Consider the following 18,088-nt stretch of genomic DNA (forward strand, 5'->3'; position numbering starts at 1 on the left):
CGGGGGCGAAAAGGCCTTTTAGGGCCCATTTCCGGCCTGTCCAGAGCTTTGCGGCAGCTGGCCGCGCCCCGGGATTTGGTCCCGGGATTTGCACAATGGGGATGGATCGGATTTAAGGACCCGAACCCGATAATTGAAGGCCATATTTCGTGAACGAGCTCGCCAAAACCGCATTCAACCGCCGCCCCGACCTGCACGTCGAAACCGAGGGCGAATTCGCCGGCTGGCGAACCTGGACCCGGGACAATTTCGAGACCCATACCGGCCCGTTCTACCACCGCATGGACGAGAACGGCCGCGTCCGCTGCGCCTTCCGGGTCGAGAAAAAGCATCTCAACGGCTCCGGCAACGTCCATGGCGGCTGCTTCATGGCGTTCGCCGACTATTGCCTGTTCGCGCTCGCCGGCTCGGTGCTGCAGGGCCCCGGCGTCACGGTGTCGTTCGCCTCGGAATTCCTCGACGCCGCCCGCGAGGGCGACCTGATCGAGTGCACCGGCGAGGTCACCCGCGCCGGCATGTCGCTGATCTTCCTGCGCGGCAGGCTGACCTCCGGCGGACGGCCGCTGTTCACCTTCTCCGGCACGATCAAGCGGGTGAAGCGGAGGACGCCGGCGCAGGCAACGGCGTGAAGCGTGTGGCGGCTGTGGACGCACGCCGTCATCCAGCCGTTACATCGGCACGGATTGAATCGACAGCACAGCTCTAGCGCGTTGTGTTCACGCGCGTTCTTCGCGTGAAGCAAGACAAGCTTGCCTTGTGACGCATCGACGCACTGTTGTTGCCTCGTCGCGCGCGCGTCACATGCCCGTCAGCCAAGCCCCCGAAGATTGCTCGACGTTTCCGTTTGTGCATTCGCGCAGCGATGTTGGGGCATTCTCATGAATTTGAAGACTTTCGTTTCCGTCACATCGGCGATGTCGCTTGTCGCGTCGATAGCATGGACTGCGACTGCAACTCCGGCACGCGCCGGTCAGGGCGGCGACAATGGCGATCGCGGCTTCGGCGACTCTCGCGGTCACGATGCGGATCAGGATCAGGACCAGGACCATGACGGTGGTCATCACGGCCGCAAGCCGCGCGTGGTGATGATCTCGCTCGACGGTGCCAAGCCCGATTTCATCCAGAAGTTCATCGAGGAGGGCGTGCTGCCGCGCGACGGCGGCCTCGCCCGGCTCAGCCGCCGCGGCGCAGTGGCGTTGCAGAACGTGACGGCGTCACCGTCGCTCACCGCGGTGTCGCATATCGCGATCGCGACCGGTTCGACGGCAGTCCACAACGACATCCCCTCGAACACGTTCGAGCCGATCGTCGGGCCGATCTCCGGCAGCATCAGCGGCTTTGCGGCGCCGATCGGCGGCTACAGCGAGAACCCGCTCGGGCCATCGCCGCATCCGACGGCGGTGCCGTTGTGGGTGCAGCTGCGCCAGCAGGGCAAGAAGGTCGTCACGGCGACCTGGCCCGGCGGCGACGGCGCCGATATCTCCATCAACAAGACCGTGGTGCAGCCGGCCCAGCCGACCCGCATCACCGACTTCACGGTCCCGTTCGGCGCGTTCGGCGGCATCGGGGCCCAGGGCTTCTCGCTGTCGCGAGGCGATTTCACGGCCGACCCGAGCATCGTGGCGGCGCTGCAGGCTGCCGGCCATTTCTCGTTCAGCCCGGTGCTGGTGACCTCGGCACCGATCGAGACGTTCTCCTGCTCCGCCGCGGCAACCGCGACCTGCACCAACGCCTCGACGCTCGACGTCAAATATTCGATCCGCGTGGCCGCGATCGACACCACCAACGATCGCAAGGTGAACTACGACACGCTGGTGTTCTTCGATGCCAACCGCGGCATCACCGCAGGACCGTTCCACGCGCCGTCGACCGGACCGGCCTATGTCAAGTTCGGCGGCGAGAACGCACCCGTTCTTCTTTGAAGGCAGCGGGGCGAAGGTTGGTGCCGCGTACTTCGTCTCTGCGCTGTCTCCCGATCTCTCGGTGGTGCGCTTCGCCCGCTACGGCGCCAACTACATCCCGCGCAATACGCCTGTTCTCGCCGACGTCGACGACATCAACAACAACATCGGGTTCTGGCGTCCGCAGGCCGACTTCCGCATTCCGGAGCGGCTGAGCCCGGGCTTCACCAATTTCCCCGACGTCGAGATCGAGACCATGTTCGAGGACATGGTGAAGACCTTCGTGCGCTACCAGGCCAATATCGGCGAGCGCGCGATCAAGACTCATCCTGACGCCGACCTCGTCATGGTCTATATCGAGCAGCCCGACGGCTCCGAGCATCAGTTCCTGCTGACCGATCCCCGCCAGGGCACCAACCCGACCGACCCGAATTCGATCGGCGCCAACCAGGATGCCGCCAAGGTCAAGCGATACGCGTCCTACATCCGTTTCGCCTACCAGACGGCCGACAAGGCGGTGAAGCAGATCGCCGATGCGGCGGGCCGCGACAGCAACGTGATCGTGGTGTCGGACCACGGCTTCGCGCCGTTCCACACCTCGGTCAATCTCACCAACATCCTGCGCAACGCCGGGATCGACACCAACAAGGTCGGGATCCGCACCTCCGGCCCCGCCGCCGACATCTACATCAACCTGCAGAACCGCGAGCTCGGCGGCACCGTTGATCTGGCGACCTATCGCACACTGGTGGCGCAGATCACCGACGCGGTGAAGAACGCGGTCGATCCCAATGCCCGCTTCAACTACTCACTCAAGGACCAGCGCATCTTCACCGTCGTCGAGACCCGGCCGCTGCAATGCGACGCCGGAACCGGACAATGCATCAGCAAGACCATCGGCCAGGACTATGGCGACGTGTTCGCGCTGATGGCGCCCGGGTACAACTTCGACGGCATCCAGAACCCCGGCGTCGCGCGCCAGGGCGACGCGCCGTTCAACGCGGCAACCACCATGCTGTCGATGCCGAACTTCTACGGCGCCCACGGTCACGACCCGGAGCTTTCCGTGATGAGCGCGACGTTCATCGCCGCGGGGCCGCAGATCCGCAAGGACACCGTGGTGCGGCACATGCGCAATATCGACGTGGCGCCGACCATCATGCGGATCCTCGGCTCGGCACCGCAGCTGGTCGACGGCGAGGTGCTGGGCCAGGTCCTGCGCTAGGATTCCGGGCAAATTCCGCGCGACGGACGCACACCGGCGTCCGTCGCTTTCTCCATGCTTGCACATATCCGGCGCGGGATTGCGCGCCTGATCCGTCGCCCCTAGCCTTTCGCCCCACCACCAAGCTACATTCGCTCCATCGCGCGCCAATGCGCGAAGGGAGCCAATCAAGGTGCCGCAGAGCACAGCCAGAGAATCATCCGGAAAAGTTCGAAGCGGTTCCCTCTCGCGACAAACGCGGAACGCGTTGACGCGGAGATCATGCTCAAGCGAAGAGCCAGGACGGGCGTGACGGCTCCCGCGAAAGTGCCCACCTCGCTCACGCCAGCGCCGGGCGCGCGCAGCTGGCGCGACTACGCGCTGCTGCTGGCGCTGGCCTGCTGCTGGAGTTCCACCTATCCGCTGACCAAGATCGGGCTCGGCTCGATCCCGCCGGTGACCTTCATTTCCGCGCGCTCGCTGGTGGCCGCCGCCTTCCTGCTCATCGTACTGTGCGTTCGCGGCATCCGCATCCCGACCGACCTCAAGGCCTGGAAGCTGTTCGCCTTCCAGCAGACCATCAACTCCACGATCCCGTTTTTGGTGATCACCTGGTCGCAGCAATATGTGCCGGCCTCGAACACGGTGGTGCTGGCCTCGACGACGCCGATCTTCGCCTTCCTGATCACCTCGCTGATCACGCGGCACGAGCCGGCAACGCTGCTCAAGCTCGCCGGCGCGATCCTCGGACTTGCCGGAACCATCGTCATCGTCGGCCTCGATGCGCTGCGCGGCTTCGGCAGCGAGATCATCGCGGAGATCGCGATCCTGCTCGCCACCATCTCCTTTGCCTGCGCGACGATCTTCGGCCTCAGATTGTCGGACTACGACCCGATGGTGGTGGCGGCCGGCTCGCTGCTGTTCGGCGGCACCGTGCTGCTGCCGGTCGCGCTGATCGTCGACCATCCCTGGACGCTGCACCCGACGCCGCAGGCGCTGGTCGCCACGGTCACGATGGGCATATTCTCCAGCGCGTTCGGCCTGATGCTGTTCTACATGTGCCTGACCCGGCTCGGCACGCTCACAACCAATGCGCAGGGCTATTTGCGTATTCCGATCGGCGTTGCGCTGTCGGTGATCCTGCTCGGGGAATCCGTGCCGTCGAATCTCGCGCTCGGCCTCTTGCTTGTCATGGCCGGCGTCGCCGCGATGACGGTGCCGGCCGAGGCCGTGAAGCGTTGGCTCAGGCGGCCGTGAGCACCATAGCAGTCTCAGCAAGCCACGTCATTCCGGGGGGATGTACTAAGGCATGATCCGGAAAAGTGTGCAGCGCTTTTCCGAAATGATCATGCTCGAACAAAGAGCTAAGCCGCGATGACGATTCAACCTAATCTCATCGCGCTTTAGCATCGAACCCGGAATCTCGAGATTCCGGGTTCGCGTCTAACGACGCCCCCGGAATGACCAACAAGAATTACTTTTTGTCGTCCGCCAGCAGGGCGCGGTATTTCGCGACGTCGCGGGTCACAAGCTGCTGCAGCACTTCGGGCGCGAGCTCATTGGCGTCGGGGGCGACGGTCGACAGGTCGGCGAAACGCTTCTTCACCGCCTCGCTCGCAACCGCGGTGCGCACGGCGGCGTTGAGCTTGGCGATGATCTCGGGCGGAGTGCCCTTGGGGGCGAACAGGCCGTTCCAGCCCTGCGCCTCGAATTCGGGCAGTCCGGCCTCGGCCGAGGTCGGCAGTTCGGGCAACGACGCAAGCCGTACCGTCGAGCCGACCACTACCGCCTTCACCAATTTGTCGTCGATCGCCTGCGACACCGAGGCTGCGGCATCGCAGACCCCGTCGATCTGGCTGCCGATCGCGTCCGTCAGCGCCAGCGCCGCGCCGCGATAGCCGACCAGCTGCACGTCGATGCCGGCGGCATGCACGAAACTCTTGCAGATCAGGTAATTCGAGGAGCCGACGCCGGCATGGCCGAGATTGACCTTGCCCGGGTTCTTCCTGGCGTAGTCGATGAATTCCTTGAGGTCCTTCGCCGGAAAATCCTTGCGCAGCGCGACGATGCCGAAGGTCTTGGCGACCACGGCGATCGGGGTAAAGGAGTCAGGCGTGAACGACAACTTCGGATAGATCGTGTAGGTCGCGGCGTTGGTGCCGGCATTGCCGATCGCGATGGTGTAGCCGTCCGGCTCGGCGCGCGCGGCGCGGGCGAGTGCGGTCGAGCCGCCGGCGCCGCCGACATTCTCGATGATGATGCTCTGGCCGAGCGCAGCGCCCATCTGGTCGGCCACCGCGCGGGCGATGACGTCGGAGGTGCCGCCGGCCGTGAACGGCACGATCATGGTGATCGGACGCTTCGGGAAGTCCTGGGCGTAGGCCGACGTCGCAAGCAGAAGCGCCGCAGCCGCGGCAACGCACCACCGCCGCAGCATGATCGTTACGCCGCCCTTTCGAATTGCTGGACGAGGCCGGCGAACAGGCCGCGGCCATCGGTGCAGCCCATGATGTCTTCGACGTGGTTTTCCGGATGCGGCATCATGCCGAGCACGTTGCCCTTGTCGTTGACGATGCCGGCGATGGAATGCGCCGCGCCGTTGATGTTGTGGGCCTCGTCGACCACACCTTCAGGCGAACAATAACGATAGAGCACCCGCCCCTCACCTTCGAGCCGCTTGATGGTCTCTTCGTCCGCCTCGTAATTGCCTTCGCCGTGGGCGACCGGCACGCGGATCACCTGCCCGGCATTGTAGCCGCGGGTGAACGGCGTGTCGGAACGCTCGACGCGCAGATGCACGTCATGGCAGATGAATTTCAGCCGCGCGTTGCGCATCAGCACGCCCGGCAGCAGGCCGGATTCGCAGAGGATCTGAAAACCGTTGCAGACGCCGAGCACCAGCCCGCCGTTGGCGGCATAGTCGCGCACCGCATCCATCACCGGGGCCCGCGCCGCGATCGCGCCGCAGCGCAGATAGTCACCGTAGGAGAATCCACCCGGCACCACCACGAGATCGGTGCCCGGCGGCAGCGACGTTTCGGCGTGCCACACCATCGCGGGCTCATTGCCGGATGCGAGCTTGAGCGCACGCGCCATGTCGCGCTCGCGGTTGATTCCGGGAAAGACGAGGATGGCGGCTTTCATGTGCGATGCGGCCTAGAGCAGTTCGACCCGATAGTTTTCGATCACGGTATTCGCCAGCAGCTTGTCGGCGGCATCCTTCAGCGCGGCTTCCGCCTTGGCCTTGTCGGCGCCGGCGAGCTCGATGTCGAACACCTTGCCCTGGCGAACGCTGGCGACGCCGTCGACGCCAAGCGACTTCAGCGCGCCTTCGATGGCCTTGCCTTGCGGATCGAGGATGCCCGTCTTCAAGGTAACGGTGACACGTGCCTTCACGGTCGTCCCTTCAGCTTAACTCTTCACCAGCACCGGGCCGGAGCCCTGCGGACGCTCGTTCTCCATGAGGATGCCGAGACGCTTTGCGACCTCGGTATAGGCCTCGAGCAGACCGCCGAGATCCCTGCGGAAACGATCCTTGTCGAGCTTCTCGTTCGACTTGATGTCCCACAGACGGCAGCTATCCGGCGAGATCTCGTCGGCGACGATGATGCGCATCATCTCGTTCTCGAACAGGCGCCCGCACTCCATCTTGAAGTCGACGAGGCGGATGCCGATGCCGAGGAAGAGGCCGGTGAGGAAATCATTGACGCGGATGGCGAGCGCCATGATGTCGTCGATCTCCTGCGGCGTGGCCCAGCCGAACGCGGTGATGTGCTCTTCCGACACCATGGGGTCGTTGAGCTGGTCGTTCTTGTAGTAGAATTCGATGATCGAACGGGGCAGCTGCGTGCCCTCCTCGATGCCCAGGCGCTGCGACAGCGAACCGGCGGCGACGTTCCGCACCACCACCTCGAGCGGCACGATCTCGACCTCGCGAATCAGCTGCTCGCGCATGTTGAGCCGGCGGATGAAATGGGTCGGCACCCCGATGTCGTTGAGGTGCTGAAACAGGTACTCCGAGATCCGGTTGTTGAGGACACCCTTGCCCTCGATCACCTGATGCTTTTTCGCATTGAACGCGGTGGCGTCGTCCTTGAAGTGCTGGATCAGGGTACCGGGCTCCGGACCTTCGTAAAGAACCTTTGCCTTGCCTTCATAAATGCGACGCCGACGGCTCATGGGGATGTACCGTGTTTTGTTGAAATCCATGAATTTGGTGTGCTCCGGTTGACTAGGATTACGACCCACAGCGGAGCTGCCGCGGAGGCCTGGAACCTGGGCAATCCAACTGGAAACAGAACAAGAACCATGCCTGTTGGCAACCTATCCGATTGGCCCATCCAGCACAATCGATAGTGCCCCCTTGAGGGCACTTATACCGCCCTATCATAAAGGGCCGATTCCGCCAGTTTTGCCTGCGGCTTAACGGCTCGTTGTCTTGCCGATTCCTCCCACCTATCTAGGCAGGCATCGGGGCTGCCGCAACGCGCGGCGGCCCTCATTCAGCAAGGGAATTGGAACTTCAGCCATGAGCGAGTTCGACAAGCGCCAGGAAGGTTTCGAGAAGAGGTTCGCCCTCGACGAGGAGCAGAAGTTCAAGGCAGAGGCCCGCCGCAACCGGCTGCTCGGCCTGTGGGCGGCGGAAAAGCTCGGCATTACCGGTGATGCCGCCACTGCCTATGCCAAGGAAGTGGTCGCCGCCGACTTCGAGGAAGCCGGGGACAATGACGTGCTGCACAAGGTTCTGAAGGACCTCACCGCCAAGGGTCAGCCCGCCACCGAGCGCGATATCCGCGCCAAGATGGACGAGCTGCTGGCGGTGGCCGCAGCGCAGGTCAAGGCGGGAAGCTGAGTTCCCGAGACACCCTACCAAGTCGACTTTTACGCGCGCCGGACACCGTTCCGGCGCGACGCGTTTGTGCCCCTCGCCTTGGTGAAGTCGGCACGGAGGATGTCGAGCAGGCGGCGTGAGGCGGCGCTGAGGAAACCGCCATGCCGCGTCACGGCGACGACCTCGTGACTTGCGGCGAGATCGCCGACGCGGATCGTCGCGATCCTGGAGCTACCCAATTCCTCCGCCGCATTGCTTTGTGACAGCAGCGCGATCCCGAGCCCGGCCTCGACCAGGCGCTTCTGCGCCGTCAGGCTGTCGACCGGCGTCCAGGCGACCTCGCCGAGCCCGTGCGTCAGGAACAGGGCGAAGACGTGCGATGCGGTGATTTCGCGGCGTCCCGGCACCTCTGGGAAGGCGATCCACCGCTCATCCCTGAGATCGGCAAGCTTGCCGACCCGGCGTCCCGCCAGCGGATGGTCCGGCGCGCAGACCACCCCGAGCGGCTCTGCAAACAGCACCTCGCAATCGAGGTCACGCGAGCGGTCGCGGTCGTAACGCAACCCGATCGTCGCCTCGCCGCGCCGGATCAGGTCGCTGACCTCGGCGCTGGTCGCGGTGCGCAGCGTCAGCGCAACGTCCGGGTGCCGGCGGGCAAAGCGCTTCAACACGTTCGAGAGCCGCTCGCCGGCGAGGGTGCCGGTCACCGCCAGCGCCACCGGGCCGGAATTGTCGCGCAGCAGCGCGCGCACCGCGTTCTCGGCATCCTGCGCCGCCGCCACCGCCCGTTCGGCATAGGGCACCATCACCCGCCCGGCATCACTCAGTCGCGTCTTGCCCGCGATCCGCTCGAACAGGGGCACGCCGAGCTCCTGCTCAAGCAGCGCGATGCGCCGCGAAATCGCCGGCTGCGAGCGATGCAGCGCCTTGGCGGCATGCGAGATCCCGCCGCGCCGATGCACCACCAGGAACGTGTTGAGCGCGTCGCTGTCCATCGCTCTCCTCATGCAAAAAGCTGATGATATTGAGAGAAATAACAAATTTGTCTGATGGGCGAAACCGCCCTATCGCTGCTTTCAGTCGCTTTTGACAACAGCAGGAGTTCACATGCGCACCCAGGCGGACAAGGCAGCACGGTTTCGCGAGCTGCATCAGCGGCCCGGCGCCTTCATCATTCCAAATCCGTGGGACGCCGGGACGGCGAAGCTGCTCGCATCGATGGGTTTCGAGGCGCTGGCGACCACCAGCCTCGGGCTCGCCGACACGCTCGGCCGTTCGACCGTCAGCCTCGACGAGATCATCGAGAATTGCCGGGTGATCGCCGAGGCCACCGACCTGCCCGTCAATGCCGATCTGGAAAAATGCGGCGCCGACATGCCGAAGCTCGCGGCCGAGGCGATCCGCTTCGCCGCCGAGGCCGGCGCGGTCGGCGGCTCGATCGAGGACTCGACCGGCGACCCGCAGCGCCCGATCTATGACTTCTCGCTGGCGGTCGAGCGGGTCCAGGCGGCGGTTGAAGCCGCACGGGCGCTGCCCTTCCCGTTCACGCTGACGGCGCGGGCGGAAAACTTCCTGCACGGCCGCAAGGACCTCGACGACACCATCAAGCGGCTGCAGGCGTTCGAGGCCGCCGGCGCCGACGTGCTGTATTCGCCGGGCCTCTACGATCTCGCCACCATCAAGACCGTGGTGTCATCGATCAACAAGCCCTTCAACCTCGTGATGGGCTATGCCGATCCGACCCTGACCGTCGACCAGCTCGCCGCCGCCGGCGTCAAGCGCATCAGCGTCGGCGGCGCGATGCAGCGCCACGCGCTGGCTGCGTTCCTGCGCTGTGCCCGCGAGATGAAGGACAACGGCGCGTTCAGCTTCGTCCGCGACATGGCGCCGGTGAAGGAGGTCCGCGCGGCATTCAACTGATCGCCCCTTCACCGCGAGGTGCACCGCCGGCCAGCGCGGCGCACGCCTGCGCCGCCCCGGATTGCCCGAGGCGGCGCCTTCTAGAATCTGGTATGCTGGCGCCAGCACCGCAAGCCCGGCCGGGGCGTTACCAGACCTGACGATTCATGACAGGTCGCGGCTTGCAGCCAGCCTCCGGCAATGCCAAGAGAGCGGGATGTCCCAAGATCACATTTCCAACGTCCTCGCCGAACGTTACGCCTCGCCCGCCATGCGCGCCATCTGGAGTGGCGAAGGCAAGGTCCGCCTCGAACGCGACTACTGGATCGCCGTGCTGAAGGCCCAACGCGATCTCGGCATCGCGGTGCCGGATGGCGTGATCGAAAGCTACGAGCGCGTCAAGGACCAGATCAACCTCGCCTCCATCATGAAGCGGGAGCGCGTCACCCGCCACGACGTCAAGGCGCGGATCGAGGAGTTCTGCGAGCTCGCCGGTCACGAGCACCTGCACAAGGGCATGACCAGCCGCGACCTCACCGAGAACGTCGAGCAATTGCAGGTCTACCGCGCGCTGCAGCTCATCGAGACCAAGAGCATCGCCGCGCTCATCCGCTTTGCCACGCGCGCGAAGCAATTGCGCGACGTCCCGTTCACCGCGCGCACCCACAACGTGGCCGCGCAGGTCACCACGCTCGGCAAGCGCATCGCCATGTCCGGCGAGGAGATGCTGCTGGCGCATCAGAGCCTGGTCAATGTGCTGCAAACCTATCCCGCGCGCGGCCTGAAGGGCGCGGTGGGCACCCGTCTCGACCAGATCACGCTGTTCAATGGCGATGCCGGCAAGGCGCGCGCGCTCGAGCAGCGCGTCCTCGTCCACCTCGGCCTGCCGAAGGCGCTCGACGCCGTCGGCCAGGTGTATCCGCGCAGCCTCGACTTCCGTGCGGTCAGCGTGCTCACCGAGCTCGCCAGCGGACCCGGCAATTTTGCCAAGACCATCCGCCTGATGGCAGGCCATGAACTCGCCAGCGAAGGTTTTGCCAAGGGCCAGGTCGGCTCCTCGGCAATGCCGCACAAGATGAACAGCCGCTCCTGCGAGCGCATCAACGGCCTGCATGTGATCCTGAAGGGCTATCTAGCGATGGCCGCCGGCCTTGCCGGCGATCAGTGGAACGAAGGCGACGTCTCCTGCTCGGTCGTCCGCCGCGTCATGCTGCCCGATGCCTTCCTCGCCATGGATGGCCTGCTCGAAACCCTGCTCACGGTGCTTGACCAGATGGAGGTGTTCGAAGCCGTGGTCGAGACCGAGCTCAACCGCTATCTGCCCTTCCTGCTGACCACCACTGTCATGATGGAGGCGGTCAAGAGGGGCGCGGGCCGTGAAGGCGCCCACGAGGCGATCAAGGAGCATGCCGTCGCGGCCATCGGCGACCTGCGCACCGGCAAGATCGTGCAGAACGATCTGCTGCAGCGCCTCGCCGCCGACAAGCGTCTTGGCTTGAGCGCAGCCGAGTTGCAGCACGTGCTCGACCAGGGTCGCGCCAACTCCGGCGACGCCGGCGCCCAGGTCGATTTCTTCGCCGAGCAGGTCGAGGCTCTGGCCAAGGCCAAGCCTGAGGCGGCGCGCTACAACCCGGGCACGATCCTGTAGCGAATGGTGAGGTGCGAATAGCGAATGGGCAAGAATCCATTCGCTACTCGCCATTCGCCCCCTCGCCTCACTCTTCCTTGAAGCCGTATTCCGGCACGTTGCCGCTGGCGCCGTAATATTTGTACGGCAGGAACTTGCCGCTCATGGTGATCTTGACGCGGTCGCCCTTCGGGTTGGCGACGCGTTCGATTCCCATGTCGAAGTCGATCGCCGACATGATGCCGTCGCCGAACTCCTCCTCGATCAGCGCCTTCCAGGCCGGGCCGTTCACCATCACCATCTCGTAGAAACGGTAGATCAGCGGATCGGTCGGCGGCATCGGCGTGCCGGTGCCGCGCATCGGCACCTCGTTGAGCATCGCGACTTCGGCCTTCGACAGGCCGAACAGCTCGCCCGCATTGGCCGCCTGCGGCTTCGTCAATTTCATCTGGCCGAGGATCGCGCCGACGATCAGCACTTCGGAATAGCCGCCGATCTGCTCGCAGATGTGCTTCCAGCTCCAGCCCTTCTCGCGCTTGATGTCGAGCAGCTTCTCGGTGAGGTCTTCGCGTTTCATCAGGCTTCCTCCTTGGGCTTCAGCGCGCAGCGCTCTGCGCGAAATCAGGTTTGCAAACGGACTGTTCGTGCACGAAGTGTGCCAGAATCGCACTTCCGAACGACGTCGGAGCCAAGCCCTACAGGTCGAAATTCGTCGGCAGCATCACGACGTCGCGGATCGTCATGCCGCGCGGCCGGGTCAGCATGAACATCACGACCTCCGCGATTTCGTTGGCCTCCAGCAGGCTTCCGGCCGCCTTGGCCTCCGCAAGCTTCTCCGCCGGCCAGTCCGCCAGCAGCGCGCTGATCACGGGCCCCGGCGAGATCGAGCCGACGCGGATGCCGTGCTTGAACACCTGGCGCCGCACCGTCTGGACGAAGCAGTTGACCGCCCATTTCGACGACGCATAGACCGGCTCCCACGGTGTCGGGAAATGCGCGGCGAGCGAGCTTGTGACGATGATGTCGCCGGTGCCGCGCGCGATCATGTGCGGCAGCACGTCGTGTACGTTCTTCATCACGACGTTGACGTTGAGGTTCAGCATCCGGTCGATCGCAATCGCATCCGCATCGACGAGGTCGCCGCCCACATAGATGCCGGCATTGGCGTGCAGGATGTCGAGCTGGCCGGTCTTCTCGAGCACCTTGGGCAGCAAGCTTGCACACTCCCCGGGATCGAGCAGGTCGATCACCAGCGGGATCACCGCATCGCGGTGCTTGCGGGCGAGCGCTTGCAGCGCGGCGGCATCGCGGTCGACCATCACGACGCGCGCGCCCGCGGCCAGCATCGCCTCGCTGCTCGCCAGTCCAATGCCCGACGCTGCGCCGGTCACGGCCGCCACCTTGCCTTCCAGTGCTTTCGCCATCGGTCCACCCTGCTCTATCATCACGACATCCGCCGCAGTATAGCAATCCCGGTGGCATGTCGGTAACCGAGGATGGGGAACGCGGCTTCCGCGGCTGACACCGCACGAAAATTTCGGATGGTAGCGACTGCACACAAGTCCCAAAGCACCGCTGTGGAATGCTGCGCGCCGACATGCCCGTCAGAGGCTGCCAAACGGCCAATAATGCCAAAACGGCCAACAAGAAGAAGCGGAGGACTGCAATGACAAGGAACCGTTCGCCCCGGCTATCGCGCCGTCATCTCATCAAGGGCGCCGCCGCTACGTCAGCCACGCTGCTGCTCGGCAGGCCCGCGATCGCCAGAGGCAAGACGGAGGGCAAGACCGAAATCGTCATCGGCAACATCGACGCCTATTCGGGACCGGCCGCGGTCTATTCGTCGATCGGCCGCACCCCCGGCGGCTATTTCAAGATGATCAACGAGCAAGGCGGCATCAACGGCCGCATGATCAAGTACATCACCTATGACGATGCCTACAGCCCGGCCAAGACCGTCGAGCAGGCGCGCAAGCTGGTCGAAGGCGACGAGATCGATGTGCTGTTTGCGCCGCTCGGCGCGCCGACCAACGCGGCAATCATGAAGTACATGAACCAGAAGAAGGTCCCGCACCTCTTCATCGCTTCGGGCGCGACCAAGTTCGGCGACTACAAGAATTTCCCCTACACCATGGGGTTCCAGCCCTGCTACCAGATCGAGGGCCGCGCCTTCGCGCAGCATGTGCTGTCGACACAGAACGACCCCAAAATCGGCATCGTCTACCAGAACGACGATTTCGGCCGCGACGTGCTGAAGGGTTTCAAGGACGGACTTGGAGCCAGGACATCCGCAATCGTTGCGGAGCTGTCCTATGAGACCGCCGACCCGACCATCGACAGCCAGGTGGTCCGCTGCAAATCCGCCGGCGCCAACGTGTTCATGAGCATGACCACGCCGAAATTCGCCGCCCAAGGCATCAAGAAGATCGCCGAGCTCGGCTGGCAGCCGGCGCATTACATCGGCAACAACGCCTCCTCCGCCGGCTCGACGCTGAAGGCCGCGGGCTTCGACGTCTCCAAGGGAATTATTTCGAGCGCCTATCTGAAGGATCCCGTCGACGCCGCCTGGGACAGCGATCCCGCCATCCAGAAATGGCGCGCCTTCCTCGACAAATACGATCCGGCGGCGGCCAAGAACGACATCTACGCCGTCACCGGCTATCTCACCAGCCAGATCCTCGTCCAGGTGCTCAAGCAGTGTGGCGACGACGTCTCGTCCGAAAGCATCATCAAGCAGGCCGCCAACCTGAAGGATTTCGAATCCGACATGCTGCTGCCGGGCATCAGGATCAACACCTCGCCATCAGACTATTATCCGCTCGAGCAGTTGCAACTGGTGCGATTCAGCGGCGAGCGCTACGAGCCGATGGGACCGGTGATCGACGGCGGCATTTCGAAGGCCTGACCGCCTGGGGCGTGCACCGTCAACGTCGGCTTCCGCTGGCAAAGCGGAAGTCGCCGGCTTGGGCGTCATCGCCGGCTCATATGACCAGGACCGGATCTGACCCGAATAGCCATTGTTAGCTCATTTGGCTCAACTGGCTCAGTTGACTAAAGGACCGGCAGGGGAATGCGGCTCTTGTCTCCGGTCGCAAAGTCCTGTTTGATTCAATGCAATGAGCACCACTCGCGAGACGAGTCCCAGCGGCAAATGCAAAACTGACTTCCTGCCGAGCGGGAGCGAATTGAGTGCGCTCATTCGCGCGCTCGATTGGTCCACGACCAGTTTGGGACCCATTGACGGATGGCCTGCACATCTCAAGAGCGCGGTCAGCCTTATGCTGCCTGCCAACGCACAAATCGTGCTGTTCTGGGGCGCGGACTTCGTGGCCCTGTACAACGACGCCTACGCACCAACCATCGGTGAGAAGCATCCGAGGGCACTTGGGCGGCCCGCGCGAGAGAACTGGGCGGAACTCTGGGACGATCTTGAACCTCTGCTAAGGCGTGTCCTCGACACTGGTGAGACCGTCTTCGCCAAGGATCGTCCGTTCTACATCGAGCGGCACGGCTATCCGGAGAACGTCTATTTCGACATCTCCTACTCCCCGGTTCGGAACGAGGCGGGCGACATTGGCGGCGTCCTCTGCATCGTGAACGAGACAACTGATCGGGTTGTGGCGCAGCGAAAACTGGCCCGAACGGAGAAACGGCTCACCCAAGCCCTAAGCGCCGCCGGAATGATAGGCACGTTCGACTGGCATGTGCCGACGGACACGTTCTATTCGGATGCGCATCTGGCGCAAATGTTCTCAGTCGATCCCGCCAAGGGCCAAGAAGGCGCACCTTTTTTGGACTATGTTGCCGGTATCCATCCGGAGGACGTGGAGCGGACTATTGCGGCCGTGAATCTTGCGGTCGCCAGCGGGGAAAAGTACATCCAGGAATATCGGCTGCTGCAGCAGGACGAGACCATCCGCTGGGTCGAGGCGCGTGGCGAGTGCCTGAGAGACGAAAACGGCGAGCTTACCAACTTCGTCGGCGTGGTGGTGGACATCACCACTCAGAAGGAAGCGCAGGAGCATCAACGGTTGCTTGCGCGAGAGGCGAACCACCGGGTGAAAAACCTGTTCGCGATCTTCCACGGCATCATTAGCCTTAGCGCTCGATCAGCTCGAACGCCGCAGGAAATGGCTCAGTCGCTTCGCGGGCGGCTGGATGCCCTTATGCGGGCCAAGGACCTCATACGTCCGGGGATTATGGGCACGGAAGCGCATAGCGAACGGACGACGGTGGACGAGGTCGTGCGAACTGTCTTGCAACCCTATGATGATGGCTCTCGCGACCGCATCGTGGTCAGCGGACCCGATGTGCCTGTAGGCGTGATGGCCGTAACAAGCTTCGCCCTTGCGCTGCACGAAATTACGACGAACGCAGCCAAATACGGGGCACTCTCGGAGCCGAGCGGGGCAATCCGTATCAAATGGGAAACGCAAGACGGCGACTTGAATTTTGAGTGGGATGAGACAGGCGGTCCCGTGATCGTCGCCCCGCCGCAAGCCGCCGGCTTTGGCAGCGTGCTCACGCAGCGTAGTGTTGCTGGTCAACTCGGGGGCAAGATCGAATACGACTGGCGGCAGAACGGCCTTAGGCTCAGGATGAAGGTTCCTCTGGATCGCCTTGCGGTTTGAGGAGAGAGAAGGACAACAAACCGCGCGCCGAAGCGCGCGGCGGTATCGTCCATCCGGATGCCCCTCCTACTTCGGAGGCGGCGGCTTGGGCATCGCCGACAGCAGGCGAATTTTGAGCTTGCCTCCCTCGGTCACGTAAGTTGCCGTCCAGATGCCCCCTGTCTCGATAGGCGCGCCGCTCTGGTTCTTGCCCGAGAGACGATACCCGCCGATGGCGAGCGCCATGTCCGAGCCCAATGGCCATGCCTGGTCGACCGTTATTTCCTCATGGTCGAACCCGGCCTTGAAGGCGCCTTGATAAAATTCCGCAATGTCGGACCGCGGCCCCGCGGGGTTGACGTGAACGCCACCGGCCGCGAACAGCGCGGCAATTCCCGCACCATCCTGCTTGTTGAAACTCGCCGCATATTCGGAAGCAATCGCTTCGGCCTTTTGCTTTGGATCACCGTCGGCGGCCATTGCAGACAGCGAAAAGGCCGTCACGAACAGGCATGAGAAACACGTGCGCAGCATCGCAATTCCTCCCTGAAAAATATCCGTAAAAAAAATCGCCCGACCAGGGACAAGGACGACAATAAGACATCAACTACGGATTGTAGGCAATCGTTTCAGGCGTTGCGACGCAACACGCGGGCCTGCCTGGCATATCCAACCGAAAGATTCTGAGGTAGCCTGTAGCGACCTTGAACGCGACGGGCCGCCATGCTCACGCTCTATTCCTATCCGCCGTTGTTCGGCGTCGCCGATAACAATGGCTATGGTCTGAAGGTATTCGCTTTCCTGAAGCTGGCCGGCGTGCCGTTCCGGCACGAGCACATCTTCGATGCATCGAAGGCGCCGCGCCAGCAACTACCCTATATCGTCGACGGAGACGACACTGTCGGCGACAGCGAGACCATCCTCACCTATGTCAACGGAAGATATGACGTGACGCTGGATGCCGCGCTGACGCCGGCGCAGCGCACAACCAACCTCCTCGTCACACGGACGCTCGACGATCTCTACTGGGTGATGTCCTATTCACGCTGGCAGGATGCGCGCTATTGGCCCCAATTCCGCGATGCGCTCAAGCGCGAGCATCCGGGCCTCACCGACGACGGCTTGATGAAGGCCAAGGAGTTCAACGCCCAGCGCTATTACTACCAGGGCATCGGCCGCTTCGAGCCCGACGCCGCGATGGCCCGCGGGCTCGCCGATCTCGCCGCGCTGGCGAGCTTGATCCCGAGCCAAGGCTATGTGCACGGCGACAGACCGACGACCATCGACGCCGGCATCTATGGCTTCGTGGCCAACATCTACTTCTACGACATCAATACGCCGTTGAAGCAATTCGTGGCCTCGCACGATGCCTTGGTACGACATTGCCGCGCCATCCACGCGGCAGTGAGCAAGTGAGCCTGGGCGAACTCAACCTCTAACTCGCAATAGCGACGTTCGCGACGGTGAGCGCACAGGCCGTCGCTCCGTTCACGGGGCAGGTGGATAAATCTGCGCTGGCGTGTCGCAGCCGGCCTCTCACAAATAGATCGATTTCAGGGATAGTATCCCGTCCCTGCGCTAACTGCGGAGCCGGTCATGGCTTCAAAACTGTCTTCGGGCGTTTTCGCGTTAGTCCTCGTTGGAGCAGCCGTGCTCTTGATCGCAGGTCCGCCACCTGCATGGGGCCTGCTGTTGCTCGGCGCCTTCGCACTGGCGGCGCTCTATATTTTTGCGAGAATGAGGTCGCGCTACGATCCGCTCGATCCACGCTTCGGTAGCTGCATCCCTCCGATTTCCAAGCCGAAGGGCGGCGGCAATGAATCCACCACCTGAGCGCCATCCGGCATCGATCAGATGCGGATCGTGCGAAGACATAATGATGGCCTAGAGCCGACATGGGAAGCGCGTCGGCTGCGGTTCGCTAATGCCCGGCACGAACATTTCAGCCTCGCGTTCGATCCGGAATTTTGTGCAGTTTATTTCAGACGACACTCCGTTTTCAGCACCAGGAGATTG

19 protein-coding genes are annotated in these 18,088 nt (G+C 63.6%); 11 read left to right on the forward strand and 8 right to left on the reverse strand.

What is annotated here, in order from left to right:
• Positions 1–149 precede the first annotated feature (149 nt).
• The 4 genes from RX327_RS25815 (at position 150) to RX327_RS25830 (ending at position 4,362) form a co-directional block, all read left to right on the forward strand.
• On the forward strand, positions 150–629 hold the full coding sequence (locus RX327_RS25815; RefSeq protein ID WP_317247519.1) for a PaaI family thioesterase: 480 nt from the start codon (positions 150–152) through the stop codon (positions 627–629).
• 249 nt (positions 630–878) lie between these two features.
• Complete coding sequence (locus tag RX327_RS25820) at positions 879–1,922, forward strand: alkaline phosphatase family protein (RefSeq protein ID WP_317247520.1); 1,044 nt, start codon at positions 879–881, stop codon at positions 1,920–1,922.
• On the forward strand, positions 1,882–3,126 hold the full coding sequence (locus tag RX327_RS25825; protein ID WP_317247521.1) for an alkaline phosphatase family protein: 1,245 nt from the start codon (positions 1,882–1,884) through the stop codon (positions 3,124–3,126). The genes RX327_RS25820 and RX327_RS25825 overlap by 41 nt, the downstream gene beginning before the upstream one ends.
• Before the next feature lie 261 nt (positions 3,127–3,387).
• Positions 3,388–4,362, forward strand: a complete 975-nt coding sequence (locus tag RX327_RS25830) for a DMT family transporter (RefSeq protein WP_317247522.1) — start codon at positions 3,388–3,390, stop codon at positions 4,360–4,362.
• A 217-nt stretch (positions 4,363–4,579) separates the two neighbouring features.
• Here RX327_RS25830 and RX327_RS25835 read toward each other — a convergent pair whose 3' ends face one another.
• The 4 genes from RX327_RS25835 to purC are packed head-to-tail and all read right to left on the reverse strand — an operon-like array spanning position 4,580 to position 7,284.
• On the reverse strand, positions 4,580–5,542 hold the full coding sequence (locus RX327_RS25835; protein WP_050387670.1) for a tripartite tricarboxylate transporter substrate-binding protein: 963 nt from the start codon (positions 5,540–5,542) through the stop codon (positions 4,580–4,582).
• A 5-nt stretch (positions 5,543–5,547) separates the two neighbouring features.
• Positions 5,548–6,249 (reverse strand): phosphoribosylformylglycinamidine synthase subunit PurQ, encoded by a 702-nt coding sequence (gene purQ, locus RX327_RS25840; RefSeq protein WP_317247523.1) that lies wholly within the window; start codon positions 6,247–6,249, stop codon positions 5,548–5,550.
• A 12-nt stretch (positions 6,250–6,261) separates the two neighbouring features.
• Positions 6,262–6,501 carry a phosphoribosylformylglycinamidine synthase subunit PurS gene (purS, locus tag RX327_RS25845; RefSeq protein WP_015685059.1) on the reverse strand — a complete coding sequence of 80 codons (240 nt, stop codon included), beginning with the start codon at positions 6,499–6,501 and terminating at the stop codon, positions 6,262–6,264.
• Between the two features lie 15 nt (positions 6,502–6,516).
• Positions 6,517–7,284: a phosphoribosylaminoimidazolesuccinocarboxamide synthase gene (purC, locus tag RX327_RS25850; RefSeq protein WP_173015815.1), complete on the reverse strand. Its 768-nt coding sequence runs from the start codon at positions 7,282–7,284 to the stop codon at positions 6,517–6,519.
• Positions 7,285–7,633: 349 nt separating this feature from the next.
• On the opposite strand from purC, the gene RX327_RS25855 reads away from it, so the two are divergent.
• Positions 7,634–7,957, forward strand: coding sequence for a DUF1476 domain-containing protein (locus RX327_RS25855; protein ID WP_317247524.1), 324 nt, complete (start codon positions 7,634–7,636; stop codon positions 7,955–7,957).
• 29 nt (positions 7,958–7,986) lie between these two features.
• Here RX327_RS25855 and RX327_RS25860 read toward each other — a convergent pair whose 3' ends face one another.
• A complete protein-coding gene (locus RX327_RS25860) occupies positions 7,987–8,931 on the reverse strand; it encodes a LysR family transcriptional regulator (protein ID WP_317247525.1) in 945 nt (314 codons plus the stop codon).
• 112 nt (positions 8,932–9,043) lie between these two features.
• Here RX327_RS25860 and RX327_RS25865 point away from each other — a divergent pair, with 112 nt between their 5' ends.
• Complete coding sequence (locus RX327_RS25865) at positions 9,044–9,856, forward strand: oxaloacetate decarboxylase (RefSeq protein WP_050387667.1); 813 nt, start codon at positions 9,044–9,046, stop codon at positions 9,854–9,856.
• Positions 9,857–10,052: 196 nt separating this feature from the next.
• Positions 10,053–11,483, forward strand: coding sequence for an adenylosuccinate lyase (gene purB, locus RX327_RS25870; RefSeq protein WP_082190813.1), 1,431 nt, complete (start codon positions 10,053–10,055; stop codon positions 11,481–11,483).
• A gap of 67 nt (positions 11,484–11,550) precedes the next feature.
• Here purB and cynS read toward each other — a convergent pair whose 3' ends face one another.
• Together cynS and RX327_RS25880 are read right to left on the reverse strand one after the other, a co-directional pair.
• Entirely contained in the window at positions 11,551–12,039 is a 489-nt protein-coding gene (gene cynS / locus RX327_RS25875) for a cyanase (RefSeq protein WP_239624999.1), read from the reverse strand.
• Positions 12,040–12,157: 118 nt separating this feature from the next.
• Positions 12,158–12,886 carry an SDR family oxidoreductase gene (locus RX327_RS25880; RefSeq protein ID WP_050387664.1) on the reverse strand — a complete coding sequence of 243 codons (729 nt, stop codon included), beginning with the start codon at positions 12,884–12,886 and terminating at the stop codon, positions 12,158–12,160.
• Between the two features lie 242 nt (positions 12,887–13,128).
• On the opposite strand from RX327_RS25880, the gene RX327_RS25885 reads away from it, so the two are divergent.
• Positions 13,129–14,367 carry an ABC transporter substrate-binding protein gene (locus RX327_RS25885; protein ID WP_028337761.1) on the forward strand — a complete coding sequence of 413 codons (1,239 nt, stop codon included), beginning with the start codon at positions 13,129–13,131 and terminating at the stop codon, positions 14,365–14,367.
• A gap of 211 nt (positions 14,368–14,578) precedes the next feature.
• Positions 14,579–16,093, forward strand: a complete 1,515-nt coding sequence (locus RX327_RS25890) for a sensor histidine kinase (protein ID WP_050387663.1) — start codon at positions 14,579–14,581, stop codon at positions 16,091–16,093.
• Between the two features lie 66 nt (positions 16,094–16,159).
• Here RX327_RS25890 and RX327_RS25895 read toward each other — a convergent pair whose 3' ends face one another.
• Complete coding sequence (locus RX327_RS25895; protein ID WP_050387662.1) at positions 16,160–16,606, reverse strand: YybH family protein; 447 nt, start codon at positions 16,604–16,606, stop codon at positions 16,160–16,162.
• 189 nt (positions 16,607–16,795) lie between these two features.
• Between RX327_RS25895 and RX327_RS25900 the strand changes: the two genes are divergently transcribed.
• Positions 16,796–17,488, forward strand: a complete 693-nt coding sequence (locus tag RX327_RS25900; protein ID WP_050387661.1) for a glutathione S-transferase family protein — start codon at positions 16,796–16,798, stop codon at positions 17,486–17,488.
• Positions 17,489–17,668: 180 nt separating this feature from the next.
• Positions 17,669–17,905 carry a hypothetical protein gene (locus RX327_RS25905; RefSeq protein ID WP_152977935.1) on the forward strand — a complete coding sequence of 79 codons (237 nt, stop codon included), beginning with the start codon at positions 17,669–17,671 and terminating at the stop codon, positions 17,903–17,905.
• Positions 17,906–18,088: the final 183 nt, after the last annotated feature.

It is taken from the genome of Bradyrhizobium sp. BEA-2-5 (assembly GCF_032918025.1).
GTDB classification, from domain to species: domain Bacteria; phylum Pseudomonadota; class Alphaproteobacteria; order Rhizobiales; family Xanthobacteraceae; genus Bradyrhizobium; species Bradyrhizobium pachyrhizi.

Excerpts from the sequence above, each read along its gene's own strand:
- purC (WP_173015815.1), bottom strand. The coding sequence starts at position 7,284 with ATGAGCCGTCGGCGTCGCATTTATGAAGGCAAGGCAAAGGTTCTTTAC.
- RX327_RS25865 (WP_050387667.1), top strand. The coding sequence starts at position 9,044 with ATGCGCACCCAGGCGGACAAGGCAGCACGGTTTCGCGAGCTGCATCAG.
- cynS (WP_239624999.1), bottom strand. The coding sequence starts at position 12,039 with ATGAAACGCGAAGACCTCACCGAGAAGCTGCTCGACATCAAGCGCGAG.
- RX327_RS25860 (WP_317247525.1), bottom strand. The coding sequence starts at position 8,931 with ATGGACAGCGACGCGCTCAACACGTTCCTGGTGGTGCATCGGCGCGGC.
- RX327_RS25890 (WP_050387663.1), top strand. The coding sequence starts at position 14,579 with ATGAGCACCACTCGCGAGACGAGTCCCAGCGGCAAATGCAAAACTGAC.
- RX327_RS25905 (WP_152977935.1), top strand. The coding sequence starts at position 17,669 with ATGGCTTCAAAACTGTCTTCGGGCGTTTTCGCGTTAGTCCTCGTTGGA.
- RX327_RS25895 (WP_050387662.1), bottom strand. The coding sequence starts at position 16,606 with ATGCTGCGCACGTGTTTCTCATGCCTGTTCGTGACGGCCTTTTCGCTG.
- RX327_RS25825 (WP_317247521.1), top strand. The coding sequence starts at position 1,882 with ATGTCAAGTTCGGCGGCGAGAACGCACCCGTTCTTCTTTGAAGGCAGC.
- RX327_RS25835 (WP_050387670.1), bottom strand. The coding sequence starts at position 5,542 with ATGCTGCGGCGGTGGTGCGTTGCCGCGGCTGCGGCGCTTCTGCTTGCG.
- RX327_RS25885 (WP_028337761.1), top strand. The coding sequence starts at position 13,129 with ATGACAAGGAACCGTTCGCCCCGGCTATCGCGCCGTCATCTCATCAAG.
- purB (WP_082190813.1), top strand. The coding sequence starts at position 10,053 with ATGTCCCAAGATCACATTTCCAACGTCCTCGCCGAACGTTACGCCTCG.
- RX327_RS25855 (WP_317247524.1), top strand. The coding sequence starts at position 7,634 with ATGAGCGAGTTCGACAAGCGCCAGGAAGGTTTCGAGAAGAGGTTCGCC.
- purQ (WP_317247523.1), bottom strand. The coding sequence starts at position 6,249 with ATGAAAGCCGCCATCCTCGTCTTTCCCGGAATCAACCGCGAGCGCGAC.
- RX327_RS25880 (WP_050387664.1), bottom strand. The coding sequence starts at position 12,886 with ATGGCGAAAGCACTGGAAGGCAAGGTGGCGGCCGTGACCGGCGCAGCG.
- RX327_RS25830 (WP_317247522.1), top strand. The coding sequence starts at position 3,388 with ATGCTCAAGCGAAGAGCCAGGACGGGCGTGACGGCTCCCGCGAAAGTG.
- RX327_RS25900 (WP_050387661.1), top strand. The coding sequence starts at position 16,796 with ATGCTCACGCTCTATTCCTATCCGCCGTTGTTCGGCGTCGCCGATAAC.
- RX327_RS25820 (WP_317247520.1), top strand. The coding sequence starts at position 879 with ATGAATTTGAAGACTTTCGTTTCCGTCACATCGGCGATGTCGCTTGTC.